At 64.0% G+C, this 24,100-nt stretch carries 23 protein-coding genes; 9 read left to right on the top strand and 14 right to left on the bottom strand.

Annotation, left to right across the window (positions count from 1 at the left end; translation table 11 throughout):
• Positions 1-174: 174 nt before the first annotated feature.
• From NKI49_RS10650 to NKI49_RS10635, 4 genes are all read right to left on the bottom strand, one after another.
• On the bottom strand, positions 175-426 hold the full coding sequence (locus tag NKI49_RS10650) for a TfoX/Sxy family DNA transformation protein (RefSeq protein ID WP_352603286.1): 252 nt from the start codon (positions 424-426) through the stop codon (positions 175-177).
• A 101-nt stretch (positions 427-527) separates the two neighbouring features.
• Positions 528-2,060 (bottom strand): YifB family Mg chelatase-like AAA ATPase, encoded by a 1,533-nt coding sequence (locus NKI49_RS10645; RefSeq protein WP_352603288.1) that lies wholly within the window; start codon positions 2,058-2,060, stop codon positions 528-530.
• Between the two features lie 184 nt (positions 2,061-2,244).
• Positions 2,245-3,186 carry a glutathione synthase gene (gene gshB, locus NKI49_RS10640; RefSeq protein ID WP_352603290.1) on the bottom strand — a complete coding sequence of 314 codons (942 nt, stop codon included), beginning with the start codon at positions 3,184-3,186 and terminating at the stop codon, positions 2,245-2,247.
• Between the two features lie 457 nt (positions 3,187-3,643).
• On the bottom strand, positions 3,644-4,654 hold the full coding sequence (locus NKI49_RS10635) for a glycosyltransferase (RefSeq protein WP_352603292.1): 1,011 nt from the start codon (positions 4,652-4,654) through the stop codon (positions 3,644-3,646).
• Between the two features lie 165 nt (positions 4,655-4,819).
• On the opposite strand from NKI49_RS10635, the gene NKI49_RS10630 reads away from it, so the two are divergent.
• From NKI49_RS10630 to NKI49_RS10600, 7 genes are all read left to right on the top strand, one after another.
• Positions 4,820-6,616 carry a GtrA family protein gene (locus NKI49_RS10630; protein WP_352603294.1) on the top strand — a complete coding sequence of 599 codons (1,797 nt, stop codon included), beginning with the start codon at positions 4,820-4,822 and terminating at the stop codon, positions 6,614-6,616.
• Between the two features lie 207 nt (positions 6,617-6,823).
• Complete coding sequence (locus NKI49_RS10625) at positions 6,824-8,173, top strand: putative bifunctional diguanylate cyclase/phosphodiesterase (protein ID WP_352603296.1); 1,350 nt, start codon at positions 6,824-6,826, stop codon at positions 8,171-8,173.
• Positions 8,174-8,440: 267 nt separating this feature from the next.
• Entirely contained in the window at positions 8,441-9,208 is a 768-nt protein-coding gene (locus NKI49_RS10620; protein WP_352603298.1) for an SDR family NAD(P)-dependent oxidoreductase, read from the top strand.
• A complete protein-coding gene (locus NKI49_RS10615; RefSeq protein ID WP_352603301.1) occupies positions 9,205-10,164 on the top strand; it encodes a 2-dehydro-3-deoxygalactonokinase in 960 nt (319 codons plus the stop codon). Before NKI49_RS10620 ends, NKI49_RS10615 begins: the two co-directional genes overlap by 4 nt.
• A complete protein-coding gene (locus tag NKI49_RS10610; RefSeq protein WP_352603303.1) occupies positions 10,161-10,799 on the top strand; it encodes a 2-dehydro-3-deoxy-6-phosphogalactonate aldolase in 639 nt (212 codons plus the stop codon). The genes NKI49_RS10615 and NKI49_RS10610 overlap by 4 nt, the downstream gene beginning before the upstream one ends.
• Complete coding sequence (locus NKI49_RS10605; protein WP_352603305.1) at positions 10,799-11,680, top strand: SMP-30/gluconolactonase/LRE family protein; 882 nt, start codon at positions 10,799-10,801, stop codon at positions 11,678-11,680. The genes NKI49_RS10610 and NKI49_RS10605 overlap by 1 nt, the downstream gene beginning before the upstream one ends.
• A 284-nt stretch (positions 11,681-11,964) precedes the next feature.
• Complete coding sequence (locus NKI49_RS10600) at positions 11,965-13,038, top strand: D-alanine--D-alanine ligase family protein (RefSeq protein ID WP_352603307.1); 1,074 nt, start codon at positions 11,965-11,967, stop codon at positions 13,036-13,038.
• A gap of 55 nt (positions 13,039-13,093) precedes the next feature.
• On the opposite strand, the gene NKI49_RS10595 is transcribed toward NKI49_RS10600, so the two are convergent.
• The 4 genes from NKI49_RS10595 to NKI49_RS10580 form a co-directional block, all read right to left on the bottom strand.
• Positions 13,094-13,510: a GFA family protein gene (locus NKI49_RS10595; RefSeq protein ID WP_352603309.1), complete on the bottom strand. Its 417-nt coding sequence runs from the start codon at positions 13,508-13,510 to the stop codon at positions 13,094-13,096.
• An 18-nt stretch (positions 13,511-13,528) separates the two neighbouring features.
• Complete coding sequence (locus tag NKI49_RS10590) at positions 13,529-13,993, bottom strand: SRPBCC family protein (RefSeq protein ID WP_352603311.1); 465 nt, start codon at positions 13,991-13,993, stop codon at positions 13,529-13,531.
• Positions 13,990-14,310, bottom strand: coding sequence for an ArsR/SmtB family transcription factor (locus NKI49_RS10585; RefSeq protein ID WP_352603313.1), 321 nt, complete (start codon positions 14,308-14,310; stop codon positions 13,990-13,992). Before NKI49_RS10585 ends, NKI49_RS10590 begins: the two co-directional genes overlap by 4 nt.
• 95 nt (positions 14,311-14,405) lie before the next feature.
• Positions 14,406-14,960, bottom strand: a complete 555-nt coding sequence (locus NKI49_RS10580) for an autotransporter (protein ID WP_352603315.1) — start codon at positions 14,958-14,960, stop codon at positions 14,406-14,408.
• A gap of 117 nt (positions 14,961-15,077) precedes the next feature.
• Here NKI49_RS10580 and NKI49_RS10575 point away from each other — a divergent pair, with 117 nt between their 5' ends.
• Positions 15,078-15,818, top strand: a complete 741-nt coding sequence (locus NKI49_RS10575) for a GntR family transcriptional regulator (RefSeq protein WP_352603317.1) — start codon at positions 15,078-15,080, stop codon at positions 15,816-15,818.
• A gap of 14 nt (positions 15,819-15,832) precedes the next feature.
• Here the strand turns inward: NKI49_RS10575 and NKI49_RS10570 are convergent, their stop codons facing one another.
• From NKI49_RS10570 to dnaK, 6 genes are all read right to left on the bottom strand, one after another.
• Positions 15,833-16,120 carry a DUF1330 domain-containing protein gene (locus NKI49_RS10570; RefSeq protein ID WP_352603319.1) on the bottom strand — a complete coding sequence of 96 codons (288 nt, stop codon included), beginning with the start codon at positions 16,118-16,120 and terminating at the stop codon, positions 15,833-15,835.
• Between the two features lie 29 nt (positions 16,121-16,149).
• A complete protein-coding gene (gene pyrF / locus NKI49_RS10565) occupies positions 16,150-16,848 on the bottom strand; it encodes an orotidine-5'-phosphate decarboxylase (RefSeq protein ID WP_502899534.1) in 699 nt (232 codons plus the stop codon).
• 11 nt (positions 16,849-16,859) lie between these two features.
• The gene (locus tag NKI49_RS10560; protein ID WP_352603323.1) at positions 16,860-17,456 is read right to left on the bottom strand and encodes an NADPH-dependent FMN reductase; all 597 of its coding nucleotides are present in this window, start codon (positions 17,454-17,456) and stop codon (positions 16,860-16,862) included.
• Between the two features lie 154 nt (positions 17,457-17,610).
• A complete protein-coding gene (pmtA, locus tag NKI49_RS10555) occupies positions 17,611-18,216 on the bottom strand; it encodes a phospholipid N-methyltransferase PmtA (RefSeq protein WP_352603325.1) in 606 nt (201 codons plus the stop codon).
• A gap of 154 nt (positions 18,217-18,370) precedes the next feature.
• Positions 18,371-19,501, bottom strand: coding sequence for a molecular chaperone DnaJ (gene dnaJ, locus NKI49_RS10550; RefSeq protein WP_027027784.1), 1,131 nt, complete (start codon positions 19,499-19,501; stop codon positions 18,371-18,373).
• A gap of 213 nt (positions 19,502-19,714) precedes the next feature.
• The gene (gene dnaK / locus NKI49_RS10545; protein WP_352603327.1) at positions 19,715-21,631 is read right to left on the bottom strand and encodes a molecular chaperone DnaK; all 1,917 of its coding nucleotides are present in this window, start codon (positions 21,629-21,631) and stop codon (positions 19,715-19,717) included.
• Positions 21,632-21,844: 213 nt separating this feature from the next.
• On the opposite strand from dnaK, the gene NKI49_RS10540 reads away from it, so the two are divergent.
• The gene (locus tag NKI49_RS10540) at positions 21,845-24,097 is read left to right on the top strand and encodes a hypothetical protein (protein ID WP_352603329.1); all 2,253 of its coding nucleotides are present in this window, start codon (positions 21,845-21,847) and stop codon (positions 24,095-24,097) included.
• Positions 24,098-24,100: the final 3 nt, after the last annotated feature.

Genomic DNA, 24,100 nt, shown 5'->3' with positions numbered 1-24,100 from the left:
CAGGAAAACAGCCCCCATAAACCGCTACTCTTGCAATTCCAAAGCCGCTCTCTGCCTCAATCAACATGCCACATCAACGGCTTGCGGATAGTTCACGGTCGACTACGCAATTTCCCTACGGAAAGCGATGCGCTTTTCCCGGGAAACCCGTTTCATACTTTTCCTGGAATTGCTCTAGCGTACCTGCCGACGCAGATGTTCCTTGGTTTCGCGGTCAAGCGCCCGCCAGTCACAGCCGCGGATCGCCGCCTCCATCGCATAGAGTGCGTTGATCGTTATGTGCTGTCCGAATCGGAATTTCAGACGGTAATAGGCTTCAACCGCGCCTAAATTGCGCAAATGCCCTTCATAGAGGACATCGATTTCCGCCAGCATCCGCGCCATGGCTGGTCCGAGATTTCTCATGTCTTGGATGCGAGTGCTCATCGCTGGATCCCCGCGTGGTCACAGCGCGCGAGATAGCCCTCACAGGATTTGTCAAGACCATCACGAGGATCTTGCCGCACGTCGCATCGCCTCACCTCCCGTCAAGCCGCCTGCGCCATCCGCTCCGAGCTCATGCGATAGGAAATAGCTTCCGCCAGATGGATGCGTCCAACCGTCTCGCTGGCCTCGAGGTCGGCCAGTGTCCGCGCCACCTTCAGCACCCGATGATACGCGCGGGCGGAAAAGCCGAGTTTTTCGCTGGCGTCCTTGAGCAGCGACAGGCCGGCGGCATCCGGCATCGCGATCTCCTCGATGACCGACGGCGCGCAATGTGCGTTGGTGGTGGCCCGGGTAGCGCCGAGCCGTTCGAAGCGTTCGCGCTGGATGGTGCGGGCGCGTGCCACGCGCAGTGCCACATCGGCACTTTTCTCCGCCCGGTCGGGCCGGATCAGGTCGCTGGCCGAGACCGCCGGCACTTCGATTCTGAGATCGATGCGGTCGAGCAGCGGGCCTGAAATGCGCGCCTGGTAGTCGGTGCGGCAGCGTTCGCCGCGCAGGCAGCGATAGCCCGGCTCGCCGGCCATGCCGCAGCGGCACGGGTTCATCGCCGCCACCAGCTGGATGCGCGCCGGATAGGTGACGCGATGGTTGGCGCGCGCGATCATGCAGTCGCCGGTCTCCAGCGGCTGGCGTAGCGCATCGAGCGTCTGCGGCGTGAATTCGGGGAACTCGTCGAGGAACAGCACGCCGTGATGCGCCAGCGACACTTCGCCCGGCCGTGCGCGAATGCCGCCGCCGACCATCGCCGCCATCGAGGCCGAATGATGCGGGGCGCGAAACGGCCGCCGGTCGGTCAGCTTGCCCTCGCCAAGTTCTCCCGCCACCGAGGCGATCATCGAAACTTCGAGCAACTCCTTCGGCGCCAGTGGCGGCAGGATCGACGGCAGCCGCTGCGCCAGCATCGATTTTCCCGACCCTGGCGGGCCGACCATCAGCAGATTATGCCCGCCGGCCGCCGCCACTTCCAGCGCCCGCTTGGCGGTTTCCTGCCCCTTGATATCGGCGAGGTCGGGCAGGTCGCGCGCCGCCGCGTGGATCCCGGCTTCCGGCCGCGACAGCACCTGCGTACCGCGGAAATGATTGGCGATGGCGATCAGGCTGCGCGGTGCCAGAATGTCGAATTCCCGCCCGGCCCAGGCCGCTTCCGGCCCGCAGGCGAAAGGGCAGATCAGGCCCTTGCCCTCGGCATTGGCGCCGATCGCCGCCGGCAAGGCGCCGGCGACGGCGGCAATCGTGCCGTCGAGCGACAATTCGCCAAGCACGACATAGCCGGCCAGCATATCGCCGGGAATGGCGCCCAATGCGGCCATCAGGCCAAGCGCGATCGGCAAATCATAGTGGCTGCCTTCCTTGGGCAGGTCGGCCGGCGCCAGATTGACGGTCACCTTCTTCGACGGCATCGACAGGCCGGAGGCATGCAGTGCCGCCTGCACCCGCTCACGGCTCTCGGCCACCGCCTTGTCCGCGAGACCGACGATGTGCATGTTGACCTTGCCGGGTGCGATCATCACCTGCACGTCGACCGGCACGGCCTCGATGCCCTGGAAAGCGACCGTGCGAACCCGCGCCACCATCTTGCAAACCCCGGATATGGGCCTGCCCCAGCCCGTTCGATCAGGCCTTGAAGGCCCGTCGGCAGAGACAATCACAATTTTTCGGCCAAAGCAAGAACATTACAGGAACAGGTAAGCGTAAGGGTTGTAGGCGAGGTATGCCCGGTTGCAAAAACGGAACATGGTTAAGGCAAAATGAAAACGGCTATTTTCGCTTCGCCTCGACGGCGTCCCAGAACAGGCCGGCAATGTCCGCGCCGCCGAAGCGGCTGACTTCGCGCACACCCGTCGGCGAGGTCACGTTGATCTCGGTCATGTAGTCGCCGATGACGTCGATGCCGACCAGGATGAAGCCTCGTTCTTTCAGCGACGGGCCGATGCGGGCGCAGATCTCGCGCTCGCGTTCTGTCAGCTCGGTCTTTTCGGCGCGGCCGCCGACATGCATGTTGGAGCGGGAATCGTGCTCGGCCGGCACCCGGTTGATGGCGCCGACCGGCTCGCCGTCGATCAGGATGATGCGTTTGTCGCCCTTGCGTACGTCCTTGAGGTAACGCTGCACGATATACGGCTCCCGGAACATCTGGCCGAACATTTCGAGCAGCGAGGCGAGATTGCGGTCGGCCTCCAGCAGATGGAAGATGCCGGCGCCGCCATTGCCGTAGAGCGGCTTGACGATGATGTCGCCGAACTCCTTGCGGAACGCGGCGACCTCCAGCGGATCCTTGGTGATCAGCGTTTCCGGCATCAGGTCGGGAAACTCGGTGACGAAGATCTTTTCCGGGCTGTTTCGCACCCACGCCGGATCGTTGACCACCAATGTCTTGGGATGGATGCGCTCGAGAATATGCGTCGTGGTGATGTAATTCATGTCGAAGGGCGGATCCTGGCGCAGCAGGATGACGTCCATCTCCGACAGATCGGTGCGCACCTTCTCGCCCAGCGAATAATGGTTGCCCTTCTCGTCGCGCACCTGCATCTCCTCGACGCGGGCAAACACCTTGCCATCGCGCATCGACAGCCGGTCGGGCGTGTAGTGAAACAGAAGGTGGCCGCGCCGCTGTGCTTCCAGCGACAGCGCAAACGAGGTGTCGCCGGCGATCGACACGGTGGAGATGTGGTCCATTTGGACGGCGATTTTCAGCTTCATGGCAGGTCCCCAGCGCAGTCGACCACAGCGATATAAGGAACCGGGTGGCTTCTGCCAATCGGGCCAGGCCGCTGACGGTCGAAGACCAACCTGGAATAGCCGAGGAAAAAACGGCGTCATGCCAACCAGCAAGGCGACGGCAAAGGCGGCGAGCCGCGGCAGCGCCGGCATGGCGAGAGGGTGGCCGAATAGACGAGATAGTTGACGATGCTCGTAGCGATGCTGGTAGCGATGCCGACGCCGTCATAGCGCGCACCCTCTTGTGCCATACGGTGCCGCGAAGGCGCGAAGGTCAGCTGGCGGTTGATCTGCCAGGTGCTGCAGAGGGCAAAGCCGATAGACAAGATGCGGGCGACGAGCGGCCCCCGTGATCGCCAGCAGCAGCCAGGAGCGCTGCGGCATCGGCCGCGAAACCGCCGCCGCCGGCAAGGAAGACGCGGACGATGCGTTGCATCGTTCAGGCCGCGCGAGGCGTCTTGCCCGGTTGCGGTTTCACCACCACGGGCTCACCTCGGTGGTTGCGCCGTTCCACGCGGCCCGAAGGCATGGAGAGATAAAAAATACGCTTCTGTTCAGCCCGGCCCCGCGACACCGAATCGAGGATCAGCCCGGTCACCGCCGCCAGCGTCGATAGAAGCAGCAGGCCGACCGACAGCACCCAGGTCGGCATGCGCGGGACGAGGCCGGTTTCGGCGAACTCGACCAGCACCGGTGCCATCAGAAATAGGCTCGAGGCCAGGAAGAACACGGCAAAGGAACCGAAAAAGCGCAGCGGCTGGGTCTCCTTCATCAGCATGGCGAACATCCACAGGATCCTGGCGCCGTCGCGCCGGGTCGACAACTTTGACGACGAGCCCTCGGGCCGCCTGCCATAGTCGAGCGCGATCTCGCTTACCGGCAGTTTGAGCTGCGAGGCGTGCACCGACATCTCGGTCTCGATCTCGAAGCCGCCGGAGACGGCGGGAAAGCTCTTGACGAAGCGCCTGGTGAAAACGCGGTAGCCCGAGAAGATGTCGGTGAAATCGCTGCCGAACAGCCGCTTGTAGAGCGTGTTGAAGATGCGATTGCCGAACGCATGGCCCGCCCTGCCGGCGTCGTCGGTGATGCCGCGCCTGGTGCCCACCACCATATCGCAACGTTCGGTCAGCAGCGTGTTGATCAGCTGCGGCGCATCCTCCGGCGCATAGGTGCCGTCTCCGTCGGCCATCAAATAGATGTCGGCGTCGATGTCGGCGAACATGCGCCGAACCACATTGCCCTTACCCTGGCGCGGTTCGCGAACCACAATCGCACCGGCCGCGCGGGCCCTGAGCGCAGTCAGGTCGCGCGAATTGTTGTCGTAGACATAGATGGTGGCGGTCGGCAGTGTCTCACGGAACCGCCGCACTACCTCGGCGACGGTCAGCTCCTCATTGTAGCAAGGCAGGAGCACGGCGATGACAGGTTCGTGGCGAACGTCTTGCGGCATTTCGTCTCCGGTGCCCTTGTCGACCACGCGATCATGCGAGCGCCCGTCGGGCTCGCCCAGGCTGTTTTACTATTTATTGAAGCCGTTAAGGCTAGGTTTAAGTCCGACTCCATGAGTGTCGATTGGCCTGAACAAGGCCCGGCATTCCTGCCAAGGGCAATCGGGATGAGCACAGCAAAGGACGGCGCTGCCACCTGGAGGTCAGATATTGCATTGGCGCTGCTTGCCGCCTTGCTACTGCTGGCCCTCAATGCCTATGCCGGCTTCCCGCAATTGGCCAATCCGGCGGGCGACAATGACAGCCTGCTGCAACTGGTCGAAGTCCGCGACCTTCTGGCCGGCCAGGGGTGGTTCGACCTGCACCAATACAGGATGGGGCTGGAAGGCGGCTTCATCATGCACTGGTCGCGGTTGCTCGACGGGCCACTGGCCCTCGGCATGCTCGCCGTGTCGGCCCTGACGGGCAGCACCACCTTGGCCGAACAGGTCGTGCAGGTACTGTGGCCTGCCCTGCTGTTCTGCCTCGCGGTCTTCTTCATCATCCGCGCCGCGCGCGGTTTCGCCGGCGGGCACGCGGTCCTGCCGGCCGCCGTCGTCGGTGGAGCAGCCCTGTATTACATCGGTATCTTCTCGCCCGGTTCGCTCGATCATCATAATGTCCAGATGACGCTGACCTTGGCCAGCCTCGCCTTGCTGCTTGAGGGGCCCGCGCATCGGCCTGCCGCCCTGTTTGCTGGCGCATTCGCCACGCTGACATTGGCCATCGGCATGGAAAGCGCTCCCTACGCCGGAACCCTCGGTGCCGTTGTCGCCCTGCTGTTTCTTGGCAGGGGTGACGGCGAGAGGCTGGTCGCCAGGGATTTTGGCCTCGGCGTCGCCGGCGTCTCGGCCCTCGTCTTCGTCACCACCATTCCCATGTCGTCATGGGGCCAGGCGCAGTGCGACACATTTTCAATCGTGCAATTCGCCGTCACCGCGATCGCCGGCGCCGGCCTGGCGGTCACTGCTTCATGGAAAGTTGCCCATGCGACAGCCGCTCGGCGCATGGCCTCGCTTGGCCTGCTGGCGGTCGTTCTCGCTTCCGTCGTGGTATTCCTGTTTCCGCAATGCCTTGCCGCCCCTTACGCCAATCTCGACCCACGCCTCCAGCAGATGTGGCTCGGCCATATCGAGGAGGCACAGTCGATCGTTCACCTTGTCTCCGATGACCCGGCGAGGGTCGTGGCTCGTTTTGCCACGCCGCTGGTTGCGATCGTCCTGATGGCGCTTCGCTTCGCCCGCGGCGGTTGGCGACGGCAGGACAGCTTCGTCGGAGCGTTGCTTCTGGTGGCATTCCTGGTCAGCGCCTGGGAGGTGCGCGGCTCGACCTTCTCCATCGCCTTCGCAGTGATCCCGCTCTCCGCCTGGATCGCCAAATGGCGGCGGCGGGCCGAAACCAATCCGTCCAGCGGCTCCGTGTTCAGAATGGCCGCGGCCTGGTTGATTTCGGTGAATTCGATCTGGTCGGGCGCCGCAGCGGCGGCATCGAACGCGTTCGAAACCAATCCGGCCGTCAAGGACGCCAGCATCGATGCACCTTGCGGCAGCAAGGCCTCGTTCGCCGCTCTCGGCAGAATGCCGGACACCACGGTTCTTGCGATCTCCAATCTTGGCTCGCCGATCCTGGCCTTCACCGGCCATCGCGTGTTCGCGGGGCCCTATCACCGCAATGTCGCCGGAAACCTGCTTATGCTGGATGCCTTGATAGGCTCGTCCGCCGCTGCCAGAGCAATCGTCGAAAACCACCATGTCGGCCTTGTCGCGGTCTGCCGCGGCAATCCGGAAAGCAGGCTTTTCGCGGCCAAGGCGCCGGACGGCTTTCTGGCCGGGCTGATGCGGGGAAACGTGCCGGATTGGCTGGAGCCGGTGGCCGAGACCCGTGGTACCGCGCTCGAGCTCTATCGTGTGCGATCAAACGGTTGAGGTCCGCGTGAAAACAAGGACTTGATGCACGCGCATCGATCCCCTGAACACAACGCTGCATTTTGCTTGGCATCGGCGCCCGCAAAACCGGACTCCGTTTTCGGGATCATGCTCCGGCCGCGAAAAAATCGATTTTCGCGATACGTTTCCTAAAGGGTTTGCTGCCAGTCTCGAAATAAATTCCGACTTCGAGAAACAGGGACACCGATGCAAACTTCGTTTGGCACCGGTCAGGCAAACAGGGAGAGCACGGATCTGGCCTTCACCGATCCGTTGACCGGGCTTGGCAATCATCGCCGCTTCTTCGACAAGGTCGATCGCCTGATCAGCGACCGTGCCGACGATCCTGCCCCATTCACCGTCGGAATTCTCGACCTTGACGGCTTCAAGCCGATCAACGATTTGTTCGGCCACAAGGCCGGCGACGATATTCTGATCCAGGTCGCCATGCGGCTGCGCGCCTCGATGGACGACCGCTCCACGGTCTGCCGCATCGGCGCCGACGAATTCGCCTTTCTCTACCCCATGGTGTTCAGCGAAGCGGCGGCGGCTGAAAAGTCACGCATGCTGATCGAGATTCTTTCAGCGCCCTACGATGTCGGCGAACGCACCGCCCGGCTCTCGGCCTCGGTCGGCTGCTCGCTGTTCTATTCCGGCGACGAGACCACCGAGATCCTCATCAACAAGGCCGAAACGGCACTCTACCACGCCAAGCGTTCCGGCCGTGGCCGCGTCGTCGTCTACACCCGCGAAATGGAAGAGGCGGCCAAGCGCGTCACCCGCATCGAGCAGGCGCTGCGTCGTGCCGTCTCGGCCGGCGAGGTGGAGCCGCATTTCCAGCCGATCGTCGATCTCAACACCCGCCGCACCATCGGCTTCGAGACGCTGGCGCGCTGGACCGACCGCGACCTCGGCGCGGTTCCGCCGACGGTCTTCATTCCCATCGCCGAGGAGCGCGGCATCATCGGCCCGCTGTCGCAGCTTGTCTTGCGCAAGGCGACCGAAGCGGCGAGGAACTGGCCGAAGGACCTGTTCCTCTCGTTCAATCTGTCACCCTCGCAACTCGTCGACCAGAACACAGGCCTGCACATATTGGCGATCCTCGACCGTACCGGCTTCGATCCGCGACGGCTGGAGATCGAGATCACCGAGACCGGCCTGATGAACGACCCGGCCTCGGCCGAGAAGATCGTCGAGGATCTGCGCCGCGTCGGCATCCGCGTCTCGCTCGACGATTTCGGCACCGGCCAGTCCTCGCTCGGCCGCTTGCGCGAGTTTCATTTCGACAAGCTCAAGATCGACCGCGCCTTCGTTTCGTCCATTCTTGACGATCGCCCGTCCGAACACATTATCCGCGCCATTCTTGCGATGTGCGAGGGGCTCGGCATGGATGTGGTCGCCGAAGGCATCGAGCAGGAGGCGCAGGCCGACCGCCTGGTCCAGTTCGGCTGCGCCGGCGGGCAGGGCTATCTGTTCGGCAAGCCTGTCGATGCCGACGCCACGCTGGGCTATCTCCGCGATTCCTTTCGTGGCGCCTTGCGCGCCAAGGCGATCTGACCCGGCGCTGTCGAAGCGACCCGCAATCCGGTTGATGGCGCAGTGCGTTCAGTGTGGCGCATTGTCGTTTTGTCTGACATAAGCCCGCGACCCCGACGTTTCGCCCTTGCCCGAAAGACTTCTCTGGCTAGGATGCGCGCCGGTCACGCTACAGCGCCGCGCGTCTTTCAGGACGGGCAACGAACACTGTAGCACTTTAACATTTGTGCGTGATTCCTTTCCGGAAATCGGCTCGATTTTCGGGGTCAGGCGCTGGGAGAGACAGATATGATGCCATCGGCGCATTTTGCCGACCTCGAGGGCGCCTCGGTGCTGATCACCGGCGGCGGCTCCGGAATTGGTGCCGCGCTGACCGAGGGTTTCGTGCGCCAGGGCGCCAATGTCGCTTTCATCGACATCGCCGATGGCCCGAGCACCGCCCTTGCCGACCGCATCGAGAAGGAGGCCGGCCGCCGGCCGCTCTATCTCAAGACCGACCTGCGTGATGTCGAAGCGCTGCGGGCCTCGGTCGCCAGGGCGGCGGAGGCGCATGGCGACGTGACCGTGCTGGTCAACAATGCCGCTTGGGATGAACGCCACGCCGTCGAGGACGTGACGGTCGAATTCTGGGACAACAACCAGGCGGTCAATCTGCGCCCGCATTTCTTCACCGCGCAGGCCGTCGCACCGGGCATGAAGCGAGCCGGCGGTGGCTCGATCATCAATTTCACCTCGACTTCCTATCTCATCAACCACCCCGACATGCCGGCCTACACCGCCGCCAAGGCCGGCATACTCGGCCTCACCAAAGGGCTGGCCGGCAAGCTTGGGCCCGACCGCATCCGTGTCAACGCCGTCGCGCCCGGCTGGGTGATCACCGAACGGCAGAAAGACCGCTGGGTGACCGAACAGGGGCTTGCCGCCCATGTCGCCAAGCAATGCATCAAGGACGTCATGCATCCGGACGACATGGTCGGCACCGTGCTGTTCCTGGCGTCGGACGCCTCGCGCATGCTGACCGCGCAGATGCTGATCGTCGATGGAGGTTTCCTGTGAGCCCAGGGTTTGCCGGCAACGCGCCCGCGGTAGCCGCCGTCGATTGGGGCACGACCCGCATGCGGGTCTGGCTTGTCGACAAGAGTGGCAAAGTCCTTGCCGAACGCCGTGGCGATGACGGCCTGATCACCGCGCAGCAGAAGGGTTTTTCGACGCTTCTCGAAGATCATCTGAAGGCTCTGGCCGCGCCGGAGGCACTGCCGGTCATCATCTGCGGCATGGCCGGCTCGCGACAGGGCTGGCTGGAGGCGCCCTATGTCGGCGTGCCGGCACCGATCGGCGCCATTTTGGGCGGTGCGGCCCGGGTGCCCGGCCAGAGCCGCGATATCCGCATCGTACCCGGCCTTGCCCAGCGCCTGGCCGATGCGCCCGACGTCATGCGGGGCGAGGAAACGCAGCTTGCCGGCGCCGGCCTGCCGGCCAAGGGACGCCAGCTGGTCTGCATGCCCGGCACCCATTCGAAATGGGTGCTGGTCGAGGACGGCGCCGTTGCCGGCTTCGGCACATGGCCGACCGGCGAGCTGTTCTCGGTGCTTGCCGGGCACTCGATCCTGCGCCATTCGCTAGGCGAACATCCCAAACCGGTCACTCCGGACAATCCGTTCTTCCGGCGCTGGTGCGAAATCGCGTTGGCGGATGGCGGCGATGTCACGTCGCGGCTGTTTTCCATTCGTGCCGCCGGCCTGCTTCAGGACCTGAAGGCCGACGATGCCGCCGCTTGCCTGTCCGGCCTGCTGATCGGTGGCGAGATCGCCTCGGCCAGGCGCCGTCATGGCGCCGGCGCGGCATCCGTGGTGCTGATCGCCTCAGGCGCGCTCGCCGCGCTCTATCAGGTTGCGCTTGGCATCGCCGTTCTCGACGTGCGCAGCGTCGACGCCGACGAAGCGGTGCGCGCCGGGCTCATCGAAGCCGCGCGCGAGAACGGCATGATTGCGAGAAGTGGAGCCTTGGCATGACCCAGACAGCAGCCTTCCCGAAGCTCAAACGGGGGCTTGTCGCCATCCTGCGCGGCCTCAAGCCGGTTGAAGCGATCGCCATGGGCCAGGCGTTGTTCGACGCCGGAATCGAGGCGATCGAAGTGCCGCTCAACTCGCCGGAGCCGTTCTCGTCGATCGCCAGGATCGTCGAAGCGCTTCCCACGACAGCTCTGATCGGCGCCGGCACGGTGCTGACGCCGGCCGATGTCGACGGCTTGCACAAGGCCGGTGGCCGGCTGCTGGTCAGCCCCAACATCGATGCCGGGGTGATGGGCCGTGCCACGGAATACGGCATGGTCACCATGCCCGGCGTGTTCACGCCCACCGAAGCTTTCCAGGCGATCCGGCTTGGCGCCTCGGCCTTGAAATTCTTCCCGGCGAGCGTGCTCGGCGCGGGCGGCATTTCCGCGATCCGCGCGGTACTGCCGGCGCAGACCCTGGTCGGCGCGGTCGGGGGCGTTTCGGAAAAGGACTTTGCCGGCTACAAGGCGGTGGGCGTGACGGTGTTCGGTCTCGGCTCCAGCCTGTTCAAGCCGGGGATGAGCGTCGACGAGGTGGCGGCGCGCGCGCACGCTGCGGTCGCGGCCTGGGACGCGGCGTTCGGAGAAGCATGATGAGCGAAGCGATCGTTTCGGTTCTTTCCGATCACGTCTGCCAGCTCGGCGAAGGGCCGAGCTACGATCCTGCCACGGACACTCTGTACTGGTTCGACATCGTCAATGGACAGCTTCTGGAAAAGCGGCTGTCAGGCGGCGCGACGACCGCCCACGATCTCGGCCGGATGGCGAGCGCCATCGCCATCATCGACGAAAAACGCCAGTTGATCGCCGCCGAGACAGGCCTCTATGTCCGCGATGTCGCGACCGGCAAGATGACGCTGCACACACCGATCGAGGCCGACAATCCGGTCACCCGCTCCAATGATTCCCGCGTCCACCCCTGCGGCGCCCTGTGGGCGGGCACGATGGGCAAGAAGGAAGAAAAGGGCGCCGGGTCGATCTATTGGTTCTTCAAGGGAGAGCTGCGCAAACTGTTCTCGGACATCACTGTGTCGAATTCCATCTGCTTTACCGAAGACGGCGCAACCGCTCATTACACAGATACCTCGACCGGCCTTTTGATGCGCGTCGACTGCGACCCGGCGACGGGCCTGCCCAGCGGCGAGCCGAAGGTGTTCGTCGATCACCGTTCGGCCAAGGGCTATATCGACGGTTCCGTTCTCGACCGCGACGGCATCCTGTGGAACGCCTGCTGGGGCGGCAGCGTCGTCGAAGCCTATGCACCCGACGGCAAGCTCGTCCGCACCGTCGCCATGCCGGTGACGCAGCCCTCCTGCCCCGCCTTTGTCGGAAAGAACGCCGACCGGCTGGCGGTCACCTCCGCCTGGTCGGGCAAGAACGAAAAGCAGCGGCTGCTCGACCTGCAAGGCGGCATGACCTTCCTGCTCGATATCCCCGTCAACGGCCGCTTCGAGCCGCGCGTGCTGATCGCCTGAGCATACCTCCAGCGCTCCAGGAAGAACGCCGGCTTCGCGGCCGACCTCCTTCTCCCCGTCACCTACGGGGAGAAGTGCCCGGTCCACCCTCCGCAGCTGCAGCGCAGCTGCTGCGGAGGACGGGCAGGGCGATGAGGGGCGGCGCTGGCTTCAACAGTTGATGGCCTGCGTTAAATTTGCCTTGAGATGCTGTCACGCAGGCGCCCGCACCGTGTCGGTTTCGCGGGAGCCGATTGCCGTCGCCGTGCGATGGTAGGCAGCCCACGATGGAAACCGTTCACACCATGCCGAGCAAAGCGCCGAAACTGATCCTCGTCCATGAGCCGGAAAAAGCCTGTTTCGACCGCCTGGTCGCCGACGGCTATCCCCCGGAGCGCGCCGCCGAAATCGCTTCCTATCTGGCGCAGTCGACCGACCTCGCGCACGAATTCGACGCGCTTGCCGGTGCCTGCCTGGCGCGCGGCCTGTCTTTCGCGCCGGTCGCGCTGGACGAAGCCGCAAGGTTGCTCGACGGCGAGGACCCCGGCACGACGCTGGTCTGGACGCTGACCGACGGCGTCGCCTATTTCCGCGGCGGCGCGGCACCCGCTTTGGCGAGACTGGGCGGGTTCAGAACGGTCGGCGCCGACGAAACGCTGTTCGCGCTCTGCCAGGACAAGTTCCGCTCCGGCGCCGTGCTCGGCGCGCTCGGCCTGCCGGCGCCGCCCGCCGGCCTTGCCAGGGACGGCCAATGGCTGGTCGAGCCGCCGGCTTCGGCCGCCGGCTGGTTCGTCAAGCCGAACCGGCTCGGCGCCAAGATCGGCATCTGGCCCGATTCGCGCTGCGGCGATCTCGGCCACGCGCTGGAGCTCAGCCGCCGTGTTTTCGTCGCCTATCGCGACGACGTCGTCGTCCAGCCCTATGTCGCCGGCCGCAATGTGCGCGCGAGCTTCCTCGGACTGACGCCGGAGAACGGCGTCGAAGCGCTTGGCGTGGCCTTTGTCGATTCAGGCAGCGATTTCCAGACCATGGCGGACAGCCTGGCGCTCTATGGCGATACCGGTGAGGCGGCGAAGGCGGCGGGCCGCTACGCCGAACCGGAGGTCGTCGCGGTTGCCGACAGCCAGCCGGCCGCCGACGCCAGGATTCGCGCAATCGCCGAGCGGCTGATGAGCGGTCTCGGCCTGCGTGACGTCTTCTCCATCGATCTGCGCGTCGAGGCCGACGACACGGTCCACCTCATAGAATTCGAGGTCTGCCCCGGCCTGCCTTGCTTCGATTTCCGCGCCTATTGCAGGTCGCAGTGGGGGCTGGGGCTTGCCGACGCCATCGCGGAAACCGCGGCGAACCGGATGACCGGCCCGGGCCGTCGCTTCTAACGGCGCGACGCCAAGCGAACCCGTAGCATCGCGATGCTTCGACGTTCCGGTGAAGCTATCCGTGTGGCATGCGGTCGAAGGTCTTTAATGATGGATCGATCATGTCCCAGGCATGGCCGCGGATGGCGTATGTGACCACCTGCGGATTGAACTGGCCAGGGTCGTCGAGGCTGGTCGCGTGGACCGCTATCAGTTCGGGCATTGCGACTTGCGTCAGGTAGACCGGCGTTCCACAGGTCGGACAGAAGGCGTGGATCTTTTCGTTACCGCTGTCGCCTGCCACCCGCCAGGTGGTTGCCTCGCCCGTGATTGCCACATCGGCCCGCTGCGGGAAGGTCAGATAGGAGCCGTGGCCCGTGCCGCTTCGCTTCTGGCATTCCCGGCATTGGCAGTGGTTCTCGAAGATGGGTTCGCTGCTTGTTTCATAGCGGATCGCACCGCATGCGCATCCGCCGCTATAACGCCTGGTCATTGTCGTTCTCCGCTGAAGTCAGGCCGATTTCGGCTTGGCGAAGATGTCGATGCCGCTGCCGGTTTCGAGGAAGGATTTCATGCTGGACAGCACGGCCGGCCAGCCTTGGCTGATGCCTTTCGCCATGCCGCTGCCGGCTTCGAGTTCGTCATGGGTGACGGTCAGCCGCACCATGGTGTCGTATTCCTCGATGCCGAACGTGACCCGGCTGTATTTCGACGGGTCGTCGGCCTGCGAGGCGTTCGCCCAGGTGATGACGAGGCGGGTCGGCGGCGAAATCTCGACGACCTCGCCGACGAGTTCGACGGTGCGCTCGTCGTTGGCGCGGATATGTTCCCATTTCGATCCCGCCTTCCAGTCGGAGACGTTCTCGTGGCCCCAATAGCGCCTTGCGACATCGGGCTTGATGATGGCCTCGAACACCTTCTGCGGCGTCGAGCGAATATAGGTCACGTAGACAAAGCTTGTCGTCTCTTTGGTCATTGGTCCTCTCCTTCGAGTTCTTGTTTCAGGTCGTGCAGCAGACTGAGCCGCTGCCGTTCGAATTTTCGCACCCACCGCTCGTAGACTTCGTGCAGCGGCACTGGATTGATGAAGTGCAGTTTTTCACGGCCACGCTTGACCGTGCTCACCAGATTGGCCGCCTCCAGCAGGTCGAGGTGCTGGGTGGCGGATTGCCTGGCCATGTCCAGATTTTCGCAAAGCTGGCCGAGCGTCTGTCCATTCTTCTCGCAGAGAAGGTCCAGCAGCCTTCTGCGTGTCGGGTCGCCCAGCGCCTTGAAGACCTTGTCAGCGTCCATCGGCCTCACTCGTTCATCGTGAGGTGACAATACGCAGGTAAATGCCTGCATGTCAACCGCCAACCGGTTCCTTCTTGCCGATTGCTCGGACGGGGTTATCCGTCGGTCGACTGCCGGATGGGTCGCGCGCCGGCCATGTAGCGGTCGTTGTCGAAAGGCTCCGGCCGGTTGTCGGCCAGGCTCCACAACTGGCGGCTGGTGGCTGGCAGGTCACCCAGATAAACATGCAGGGCTCCAGAGCGGGCACTGCCGGTATTCGCAACCGAGTGAATGGTGCTGGAAGACATATGCACCAGCGCGGGTGCGGTGAAGTCCTGCCGTTCCGGCGCCTCGATCTGGTCCTCGGCGAGCGGGTAGATGAAATTGGTCTCGCCGCCGCTGTAGATGCCGATCAACGCATCCATCAAGTGATTGTGCGGCGGATACTGCACGCCGGGCGACAGCGTGATGTGGTAGATGGTCAGGTTCGGACTGGCGTGCAGCAGCAGTTCGTCCTCTTCCTCCTCGTGAACGAGCCTGCCGAGCGCATGGAAGCGGTCCGTATAGTCCCCGAGCACTACCTTGACCCGGCCGAAGGGATCGGGACCCGCCGCCGCGTTGACGATATCGTTGATGGCGGGGTAGAGAGGGGAGTCGGTTGATAGAGGCATGCCACGGTTCCTATCTGAGATGCTCAGCCGCGATATCTAGGATGATTAACGCTAGCCAATGCCGATGCGGACGTCAACCAGGTGACCCAAGCTGGCGCCGGCCGAAGCGAGAGAGCCATGAAATCCACGAAAGCGACGCCATCCAGATCGCCCGCGTCCGGGACAACGGCGCTGTCGACGGCGGACGTGCTGCGCAGCGAGCAGGCTTACGAACAATTGAAGAGCGATATCGTCGCCTGCGTCCTCTCGCCTGGCGAAGGGCTGACCGAGAAACAGATCGAGGCCCGTTACGGAATCAAGAAGGCGACGATCCGCTCGGCGCTCGCCCGCCTCATGCAGGAAGGGTTGGTCCGTAGCGAGCCGCGCCGCGGCTATGTCATCACGACGCTGACCTTGCGCGACGTCAATGAGATCTTCGACGTCCGCAGCCTGATCGAACCCGAAGTGTTCAGGGCAGCCGCTGCAGGTATTACCGAGCGCGAGCTGGATGAGATCAGGCTGGCGGCAAGAAAGGTGCTGAAACCCGAAACGCTGCGCAGCCCTGTCGCATTCCTTGCCGCCGATCGGGCCTTTCGCCTGGCGATCGCCGAACTCTCCGGAAACCTGCGGCTGGCGCAGCTCCTCAGCCAGATTCTCGATCAGTCGGAGCGGGCTCTCCATCTCGGCTTCAAGTCGCGAGACTTCATGCCGATGATCGTCGAACAACAGAAGCAGCTGCTGGAGGCCTGCGAGAAGAACGACATTCCCGGCATCGTGAAGCTTGCCCGCTCGCAGTGCCTGGCCCTCAAGCACCAGCTGATCGGGGCTCTGCTTGGCGGAGCCAAGATACGGGACGCGAACCTTCAGGACTTCGTCTGAAGCGCCATGCCGGCTCAGGCGCCTTCGACCAGCACGATCTCGCCGTCGGCGACCTTCTGGCGGATGGCGGCCGCGCGCTGGTACTCCGGCGAGTGGTAGCAGTCATGGGCTGCCGCTAGCGATTCGAACTCGATGATGACGTTGCGTGCGCGGCCAGGCCCCTCGGCCTTTTCGTGCGCGCCGCCACGGGCTAGGAATTTCGCGCCGAAGCGCTCGAAGGCGGGTTTGGCGGCGGCGACATAGTCTTTGTAGCCTTCCGGGTCGCGCACATCGACGCGGGCGATCCAATATCCCTTGGGCATGTTTTCTCTCCGAGTTTGTTCCTGGGAAATCAGGCCGAGCGCATTTCGTCGAGGATCGCCTCGGCCGCTTCGCGCTTGTTTGCCGCAGCGACGATCGGCCGGCCGACGACGAGGTGGCTGGAGCCGTTTCGGATCGCCTGGCCCGGTGTCACCACGCGCTTCTGGTCGCCATGGTCGCTGCCCGTGGGCCGTATGCCCGGTGTCACCACCGCCAAGTCAGGCCCGACGATCCGGCGCACTGCTTCTGCCTCCACCGCCGAGCAGACGATGCCGCCCATGCCGGCATGCAGCGCCTGTTCGGAGCGCCTCAGCACCAGCGTGTGCGGGTCGTATTCATAGCCCGCGTCGATCACGTCCTGTTCGTCCATCGAGGTCAGCACGCTGACGGCGAGCAGGCAAAGATCGCTGCCCCGGGCCGCTTCCACCGCCGCCAGCATCGCCTTGGGGTAGGCGTGGATGGTCAGCATGGTCATGCCCATCTTGACGATGTTCTCGACGCCCTTGGCCACCGTGTGGTCGATGTCCAGCAGCTTCATGTCGAGGAAGATCTTCGTCCCGCCGCTGGCCAGTTCGCGGGCGAAATCGAGCCCGCCGGCGAAGGCCAGCTGGTAGCCGATCTTGTAGAAGGAGACGACGCCGTCGAGTTCGCGCACCGCCTGCTCGGCCTCCCTCACGGTCGGCACGTCGAGGCCGACGATCAATCTCTCCTGCATGGATTGGGCCTGCATCGTTCCGCCGGTCACACCTCGATCCGGGTGGACAGCATGCGCGAGGTTTCGATCAGCGTGCGGCATAGGTGCTCCATCGATTTTTGCAGTCTTTCGTCACGGAAATTGCCGTCCCCGTCGAAGGCGTTGCCGCCTTCGGGCACCGAGCACTCCGGCGTCACCACCTCCATCTGGCAACGCACCAGCACGGCGCGCAGATGGTTGATGCAGCGAATGCCGGCAAAGTGCCCGCTGGAGGATGAGCAGAGGCCGGCCACCTTGCCGGCGAGCGGCCTGACAGGCCGGCCGCCATCCCTGCGCACGCGGCTCACCCAGTCGATCGTGTTCTTGAGCAGCGGCGGAATGGAGCCGTTATATTCCGGCGTGGCGATCAGCAGCCCGTCATGGGCGGCAATCAGCCGGGCAAGCTTATGGGCGTTTTCGGGTACGCCCGTGTCCTTTTCGACGTCCTCGTCGAGGATCGGCAGCGGATAGTCGCCAAGCGAGATGCGGGTCGCCTCGGCGCCCTGAATCGCGATCTCCTTCTGTGCCACATCAGCGGTCCTGCCGCTAAAGGCGCCATTGCGCACCGAGCCGGCGAAGACGAGGATTTTCGGGATCACTGCCATTGGCCACCCTTGTTCCCGGACAGGTACAGCCAAGGTTCGAGCAAATCAACGCACAGTCCCGAAAAAGCGCAGGAAGCGAGGGGCGGTTTCCCTGGCCGCCAAGGCATGCGGTCCGTCAGCGCACGACGCCCGTCAAAACGTCTGCGGCGAGGAACTAATGTGCTCCGCGGCGATAAATCCACAACTGCGTCGGCGGGATGTTGCGGATGACGAAATGGAAATGCTCGACGCTGTAGTCGCCGCGACCGGGCGGGATCGGCGACATTGGGCCGTAGGTCAGCTGCACGATCGGCCGGCCGGCCGGAATGCGGTCGAGCAGGCTTTCGATATAAGCGATGCGCTGGGCGACCGGGAAGTTGAGCAGCGGCACGCCGGAGACGACGGAATCGAAGATCATCCCGCTCTTTTCGCCAAGCGTGGCGTTGAGATTGAAGGCATCGCCCTCGATGACGTTGACGCCGGGATAGAGGCCGCGCAGATGGCGCACGAAATCCGTGGAATATTCGACCGCATAGAGGTTTTCGGGCCGTACGCCCTGGGCGAGGATGGCGCGGGTGATGACGCCGGTGCCGGGACCGACCTCAAGCACCGGCAGGCCGGACTTCGGGTCGACGATCGAGGCCATCTTGCGGGCGGTGATCGAACTGGTCGGCACGATCGAACCGACCGTCTTCGGCTTGTCGATCCAGCCTTTGAAGAATTTGAGCTCGTCGTCGAACTTTTCGGCGAGCGCCTTCCGCAGTCCGGGACCCCGTGTCATGCAAGCTCTCCTCAGCACTCCCCGCAAGTTACTTAACACCTGGTTGCCGCAAGGCAAGGCACGGCAGCAAGCATGTCGTGGATAAGATAGATTGCGTCGTACCTCGGAGCGGCGCGTTTCACGGGTTCACGCGCCATGCACTAGCGTCTTGTTGTCAACGCTCGCCGAAAGATTCGAAGAAATCCTTCATGCGGGCGAAAAAGCCACTCGATTGGGGTGAATTGTCCTGCGAAGAGAGCTGCTCGAACTCCTCCAGCAGTTCGCGCTGGCGGCGCGAAAGGTTCTGCGGAGTCTCGACCGCGGTCTGGATGTAGAGGTCGCCGATGTTGGGCTGACGCAGCACCGGCATGCCCTTGCCCTTGAGACGGAACTGGCGCCCGTTCTGGGTGCCTTCCGGCACCTTCACCTTGGTCTGGGTGCCATCCAGCGTCGTCACCTCGAACGAGCCGCCAAGAGCGGCCGTCGTCATCGAGATCGGCACCTTGCAGTAGAGATCGGCGCCGTCGCGCTGGAAAAACTCGTGCGGCTTGACCGCCAGGAAAATATAGAGATCGCCCGAGGGACCGCCCCGCAGTCCGGCTTCGCCCTCATTGGCAAGACGGATGCGGGTGCCGTCCTCGATGCCGGCCGGGATGTTGACCGACAGCGAGCGTTCCTCGGTGACGCGGCCCTGACCGGCGCATTTCGGGCACGGATCCTTGATCGTCTGGCCGCGGCCCTGGCATTGCGGGCAGGTGCGCTCGATGGAGAAGAAACCTTGCGTGGCGCGCACCTTGCCATGGCCGTTGCACATCGAGCAGGTGACGGGCTGGGTGCCCGGCTTGGCGCCGGTGCCTGAGCATTCCGAGCAGGAGATCGAGGCCGGCACGCGGATCTGCGCGGTCTTGCCGGCAAACGCTTCCTCCAGCGAGATTTCCATATTGTAGCGCAGGTCGGCGCCGCGCTCTCGGCCGCCGGAAGAGCGGCGCTGGCGCCCGCCCATCATGTCGCCGAAAATGTCCTCGAAGATGTCGGCGAAACCGCCGGCGCCAAAGCCTTGTGCGCCGCCATTCATGCCACCCTGTTCGAATGCCGCATGGCCGAAACGGTCGTAAGCCGCGCGCTTCTGCGGGTCCTTCAACGTTTCGTAGGCTTCGTTGATTTCCTTGAACTTGTGTTCGCAGGAATGATCGCCGGGATTGCGGTCGGGGTGGAACTGCATGGCGAGCTTGCGGAAAGCGCTCTTGAGCTCCTTCTCGTCGGCGCCCTTTTGCACGCCCAGCGTCTCGTAGAAATCAGCTTTCATTTTTTCCCGCTGTCCGGATGCTCAATGTCTTCAAGCATTGTTGCGTCGTTTGCCGGCATTGCCGTTTCGATTTAGGTGCGATGAAGCCGCGATGCCAGTGGCGACGCGGGTTTGTGCGTGTTTTTTCGGGAAGACCCGCGCTTTTTCTGCAAGGGGTTGCAAAAAAGCCCGGCCTGATGCCGGGCTTTCCGCATTATCCTGCCGTCAAACGGCTCAGGCCGATTTCTTCTTGTCGTCGTCCTCGTCGATTTCCTCGAAATCGGCATCGACCACGTCGCTGTCCTTGGCGGCATCCGCCTTGGCGTCGGCTTCCGCGGCTTCTTTCTGCGAGGCCTCGTACATGGCCTGGCCGAGCTTCATCGAAACTTCGGCAAGCGCCTGCGACTTGGCTTCGATATCGGCCGCGTCGTCGCCTTCGGCCGCGGTCTTCAGTGCCGCGATCGCATCGGCGATTGCGGTGCGGTCGGCTTCCGAGACCTTGTCGCCATATTCCTTCAGCGACTTCTCGGAAGAATGCACCAGCGCCTCGGCCTGGTTGCGGGCCTCGACCACCGCGCGCCGCTTCTTGTCGGTCTCGGCATTGGCTTCGGCGTCCTTGACCATCTTCTCGATGTCGGCGTCCGAAAGACCACCCGATGCCTGGATGCGGATCTGATGCTCCTTGCCGGTGCCCTTGTCCTTGGCCGAAACGTTGACGATGCCGTTGGCGTCGATGTCGAATGTGACCTCGATCTGCGGCACGCCCCGCGGGGCCGGCGGAATGCCGACCAGGTCGAACTGGCCGAGCGCCTTGTTGTCGGCGGCCATTTCGCGCTCACCCTGGAAGACCCGGATGGTCACGGCCGACTGCGAATCCTCCGCCGTCGAGAACACCTGGCTCTTCTTGGTCGGAATCGTCGTGTTGCGCTCGATCAGTCGCGTAAACACGCCGCCCAGGGTCTCGATGCCGAGCGACAGCGGGGTCACGTCGAGCAGCAGCACGTCCTTGACGTCGCCCTGCAGCACACCGGCCTGGATGGCGGCGCCGAGTGCGACGACCTCATCCGGGTTGACGCCCTTGTGCGGCTCCTTGCCGAAGAACTGCTTCACGATTTCCTGGATCTTGGGCATGCGGGTCATGCCGCCGACCAGCACCACTTCGTCGATCTCGCCGGCCTTCAGGCCGGCATCCTTGAGCGCCGCCTTGCAGGGATCGATGGTGCGCTGGACGAGGTCTTCGACCAGGCTTTCGAACTTGGCGCGCGTCAGCTTCAGCGTCAGGTGCTTCGGCCCGGTCGCGTCGGCGGTGATGAAGGGCAGGTTGATTTCGGTCTGCGTCGTGGACGACAGCTCGATCTTGGCCTTTTCAGCCGCCTCCTTGAGGCGCTGCAGGGCGAGCTTGTCGTTCTTCAGGTCGATGCCCTGTTCCTTCTTGAACTCGGCCGCCAGATACTCGACCAGGCGCATGTCGAAATCCTCGCCGCCGAGGAAGGTATCGCCATTGGTCGACTTCACCTCGAACACGCCGTCGCCGATCTCGAGCACCGAAATGTCGAACGTGCCGCCGCCAAGGTCATAGACTGCAATGGTCTTGCCTTCCTTCTTGTCGAGGCCGTAGGCAAGTGCGGCCGCGGTCGGCTCGTTGATGATGCGCAGCACTTCGAGGCCGGCGATCTTGCCGGCGTCCTTGGTGGCCTGGCGCTGGGCGTCGTTGAAATAGGCCGGAACGGTGATGACCGCCTTCTCGACCTTCTCGCCGAGATAGGCTTCCGCCGTTTCCTTCATCTTCTGCAGGATCATCGCCGAGATCTGGCTGGGCGACTGCTTCTTGCCGCCGGCTTCGACCCAGGCATCGCCATTGTCGCCCTTGACGATCTTGTAGGGGACAAGCTTCTTGTCCTTCTCCGTCACCGGATCGTCATAGCGGCGGCCGATCAGCCGCTTGACCGCGAAGATGGTATTTTCTGGATTTGTGACCGCCTGGCGCTTGGCCGGCTGGCCGACGAGACGTTCGCTGTCGCCGCTGATGGCGACGATGGAAGGCGTCGTGCGCGCGCCTTCCGCATTCTCGATCACCTTGGGCTCCTTGCCATCCATGATGGCGATGCAGGAGTTGGTGGTGCCGAGATCGATACCGATTACTTTTGCCATTTTTCTAGTCTCTCCGCTAAGCAGGCTCTCAGGACCCGGTAAGGCGTTCCGACGAAAGCCCCTGTTCACAAGAAATCCCGTTCCGGCAACCGGCATCCCGGCACCGAACGGCTTGGCGCGTATATAAGAACAGGCAGCATCGCGCGCAAGCATTCTGCGCAAGGCTTCCATGAACCTTTCCACCTCAGCCTGCGACTGACGTCCAGGTGCCGCATGGTGCGGCCCGGAAAGGAAGCCCCCATGACCAGCAACCCTGAGACTCCGCGGTCTCCGGGAACAGCAGAAGCTCGGCGCGGCCACCGCCTTCGGGACGGGGTCGATGCGCTGGGCTTTCCGCTGATTCCGTTGACCGTAGGTAAGAGCAAGCGTATCGTGACTGCGAGGAAAGCAGACAATTCGATCAGGGAAGAACGTGCCGGATCACCGCGCCTTGCTCTGATTTGCGCGGCGACGCCGGATGTTTCTCCCGGGGCTAACGGGGGTAGCTTGATGTCTCGCGTCCGCGGCACGTCCGTGTCTTCTCTTGACGTCGGCCTGTGCCGCACCGCGCGTGCAGGCGGTCTGCTGGCACTGGCACTCGCCACCAGCCTGTGGCTTGGCGGCGCTGCCCTGGCGCAGGAAACCCAGATCATCTATCCCGGCTCGATGGCGGTGACCGGATTTTCCGGCACCATCATTCCCGATTTCGACCAGGGCCTGCCGCCCGGCGTCGATCCGGTCGACGAAACCTTCATCGACACCACGCGCGCCACCTTGCGCGTGTTCGACGTTTCGCATCTTGGCGGCCCGGCGTCGGGTCAGCTCGTCTTCACGCCGCCGCCCTTCGAGGTGACGGCCGGACAGATCGGCCAGGTGTTTGGCGTCACCTATGATGACGGCGTGCGCGACGGCGTCCCGTCGGGCATTCCCAACCTCTATGCCGGCGCGACCTCGCTGCACGGTATCCGTATCGTCACGCCGGATGCCGACGACGACGGCAGGCCGGAGCGGCAGCGCCGGGGCGTGGCCGGCGCCACCTTCATGGAGGGTCAGTTCGGCACCGAAAACGGCGGCGGACCGGGCACCATCTGGAAGATCGATGGCATCACCGGCCAGGTCTCCAAATTCGCCGACCTCGACACCAATAGCGGTCTCGGCCTCGGCAATCTCGGCTTCGATCCCATCCACCGCCAGTTCTTCGCCTCGGACCTCGACACCGGACTCATCCAGCGCATCGACGCCAACGGCACGCTGATCGACGGCTTCGACCATGGTGTTGTCGGACGCCCGACGCATGGGCTGGCTCCGGTCGCCGACGATGGCGCGGTGATGGACATCCAGGGCGCGGCCTTCGATAGCGAGGACCCCGACGGCTGGGGTTACACGCAGGACGAGCGCCGCGTCTGGGCCGTCTCCTATCACGGCGGCAGGCTCTACTATTCGGTCGGCGAAAAGGCGGAAATCTGGTCGGTGGGCATTGCCCGCGACGGCAGCTTTGCCGGCGACCCGCGCTGGGAACTGACGGTCAAGGCCGACAAGGACTACGCCGTCACCGATATCGCCTTCGACAATAGCGGCTTCATGTACCTGGCCCAGCGCGGCCCGGTCGAGAACCGCTACGACTACAGCCAGTTCGCCGATTCCGGCAAGGGCGAGGTCATCCGCTACTGGCGCGAGAGCCCGGACGATCCGGCGACGGAATCGGTCTGGGTGGAAGTGCCGCAGGAATATGCCGTCGGCTTCCCGCAGGGTTTCAGGCAGTCGGCCGGCGGTCTCGACCTGCAATATGGCTATGACGCGGACGGCAATCTCGACACCTCGGTTTGTACCCAGACGCTGGTCAAGTCAGGCGACAAGCTGCGCGACAACCCGATGCTTGCCGAACAGCTCGCCGCCGGCGGGCCGCTGGCGGTGCACGGCGTCCAGATCACGCCCAAGGAACTGGTAAAGCCGGCCAATGTGCCGCCCTTCGGTTCCTGGTTTGTCGACTTCGACGGCTATTTCGAGGACCCCGAAGTGGAAGGCCATGTCGGCGATGTCGCCGTCTGGCGCCCCTGCGAGGGTCGCGCCGGCTATTATGAAGAAATCCCGGGCAGCTATTTGCCACCCTTCTACCCGCCGGACTTTCCACCGCCCGGCAATCTGCCCCCGTGCCTCGACGTAGAGGACGTGCGGTATTTCTGCACGCCGCACGGCCTCGAGGCCGATCTCTATCTCCATGACCATGCCGGCTTCGGCGGCGATTCGCTCAAGGCCCAGCCCTCGATCGAGACAAAGTCCAGGACGCCAGGCGTCGGGGTGACCTCACCCCTGACGCATGCGCCCGGCCAACCCTACACGATCGGCATCACTGGCCACTATCCGGGCGATCGGGTCGATGTCGGGCTCTGCTTCTACAGGAAGTCCGACAAGGACAAGGGTGGCTATTACCCTTGCTGCAAGATGACCTTGCCGCTCAGAACCCCAGCCGTCAGCTGCGAACGTTGAGGA

The sequence above is a fragment of the Mesorhizobium sp. M0587 genome, assembly GCF_040320945.1.
GTDB lineage: Bacteria > Pseudomonadota > Alphaproteobacteria > Rhizobiales > Rhizobiaceae > Mesorhizobium.
The sequence above is the reverse complement of the archived record's forward strand: the minus strand, read 5'-3'. Positions and strand labels throughout refer to the sequence as shown.

Excerpts from the sequence above, each read along its gene's own strand:
- NKI49_RS10650 (WP_352603286.1), bottom strand. The coding sequence starts at position 426 with ATGAGCACTCGCATCCAAGACATGAGAAATCTCGGACCAGCCATGGCG.
- NKI49_RS10645 (WP_352603288.1), bottom strand. The coding sequence starts at position 2,060 with ATGGTGGCGCGGGTTCGCACGGTCGCTTTCCAGGGCATCGAGGCCGTG.
- gshB (WP_352603290.1), bottom strand. The coding sequence starts at position 3,186 with ATGAAGCTGAAAATCGCCGTCCAAATGGACCACATCTCCACCGTGTCG.
- NKI49_RS10635 (WP_352603292.1), bottom strand. The coding sequence starts at position 4,654 with ATGCCGCAAGACGTTCGCCACGAACCTGTCATCGCCGTGCTCCTGCCT.
- NKI49_RS10630 (WP_352603294.1), top strand. The coding sequence starts at position 4,820 with ATGAGCACAGCAAAGGACGGCGCTGCCACCTGGAGGTCAGATATTGCA.
- NKI49_RS10625 (WP_352603296.1), top strand. The coding sequence starts at position 6,824 with ATGCAAACTTCGTTTGGCACCGGTCAGGCAAACAGGGAGAGCACGGAT.
- NKI49_RS10620 (WP_352603298.1), top strand. The coding sequence starts at position 8,441 with ATGATGCCATCGGCGCATTTTGCCGACCTCGAGGGCGCCTCGGTGCTG.
- NKI49_RS10610 (WP_352603303.1), top strand. The coding sequence starts at position 10,161 with ATGACCCAGACAGCAGCCTTCCCGAAGCTCAAACGGGGGCTTGTCGCC.
- NKI49_RS10605 (WP_352603305.1), top strand. The coding sequence starts at position 10,799 with ATGAGCGAAGCGATCGTTTCGGTTCTTTCCGATCACGTCTGCCAGCTC.
- NKI49_RS10600 (WP_352603307.1), top strand. The coding sequence starts at position 11,965 with ATGCCGAGCAAAGCGCCGAAACTGATCCTCGTCCATGAGCCGGAAAAA.
- NKI49_RS10595 (WP_352603309.1), bottom strand. The coding sequence starts at position 13,510 with ATGACCAGGCGTTATAGCGGCGGATGCGCATGCGGTGCGATCCGCTAT.
- NKI49_RS10590 (WP_352603311.1), bottom strand. The coding sequence starts at position 13,993 with ATGACCAAAGAGACGACAAGCTTTGTCTACGTGACCTATATTCGCTCG.
- NKI49_RS10585 (WP_352603313.1), bottom strand. The coding sequence starts at position 14,310 with ATGGACGCTGACAAGGTCTTCAAGGCGCTGGGCGACCCGACACGCAGA.
- NKI49_RS10580 (WP_352603315.1), bottom strand. The coding sequence starts at position 14,960 with ATGCCTCTATCAACCGACTCCCCTCTCTACCCCGCCATCAACGATATC.
- NKI49_RS10575 (WP_352603317.1), top strand. The coding sequence starts at position 15,078 with ATGAAATCCACGAAAGCGACGCCATCCAGATCGCCCGCGTCCGGGACA.
- NKI49_RS10570 (WP_352603319.1), bottom strand. The coding sequence starts at position 16,120 with ATGCCCAAGGGATATTGGATCGCCCGCGTCGATGTGCGCGACCCGGAA.
- pyrF (WP_502899534.1), bottom strand. The coding sequence starts at position 16,848 with ATGCAGGCCCAATCCATGCAGGAGAGATTGATCGTCGGCCTCGACGTG.
- NKI49_RS10560 (WP_352603323.1), bottom strand. The coding sequence starts at position 17,456 with ATGGCAGTGATCCCGAAAATCCTCGTCTTCGCCGGCTCGGTGCGCAAT.
- pmtA (WP_352603325.1), bottom strand. The coding sequence starts at position 18,216 with ATGACACGGGGTCCCGGACTGCGGAAGGCGCTCGCCGAAAAGTTCGAC.
- dnaJ (WP_027027784.1), bottom strand. The coding sequence starts at position 19,501 with ATGAAAGCTGATTTCTACGAGACGCTGGGCGTGCAAAAGGGCGCCGAC.
- dnaK (WP_352603327.1), bottom strand. The coding sequence starts at position 21,631 with ATGGCAAAAGTAATCGGTATCGATCTCGGCACCACCAACTCCTGCATC.
- NKI49_RS10540 (WP_352603329.1), top strand. The coding sequence starts at position 21,845 with ATGGTGCGGCCCGGAAAGGAAGCCCCCATGACCAGCAACCCTGAGACT.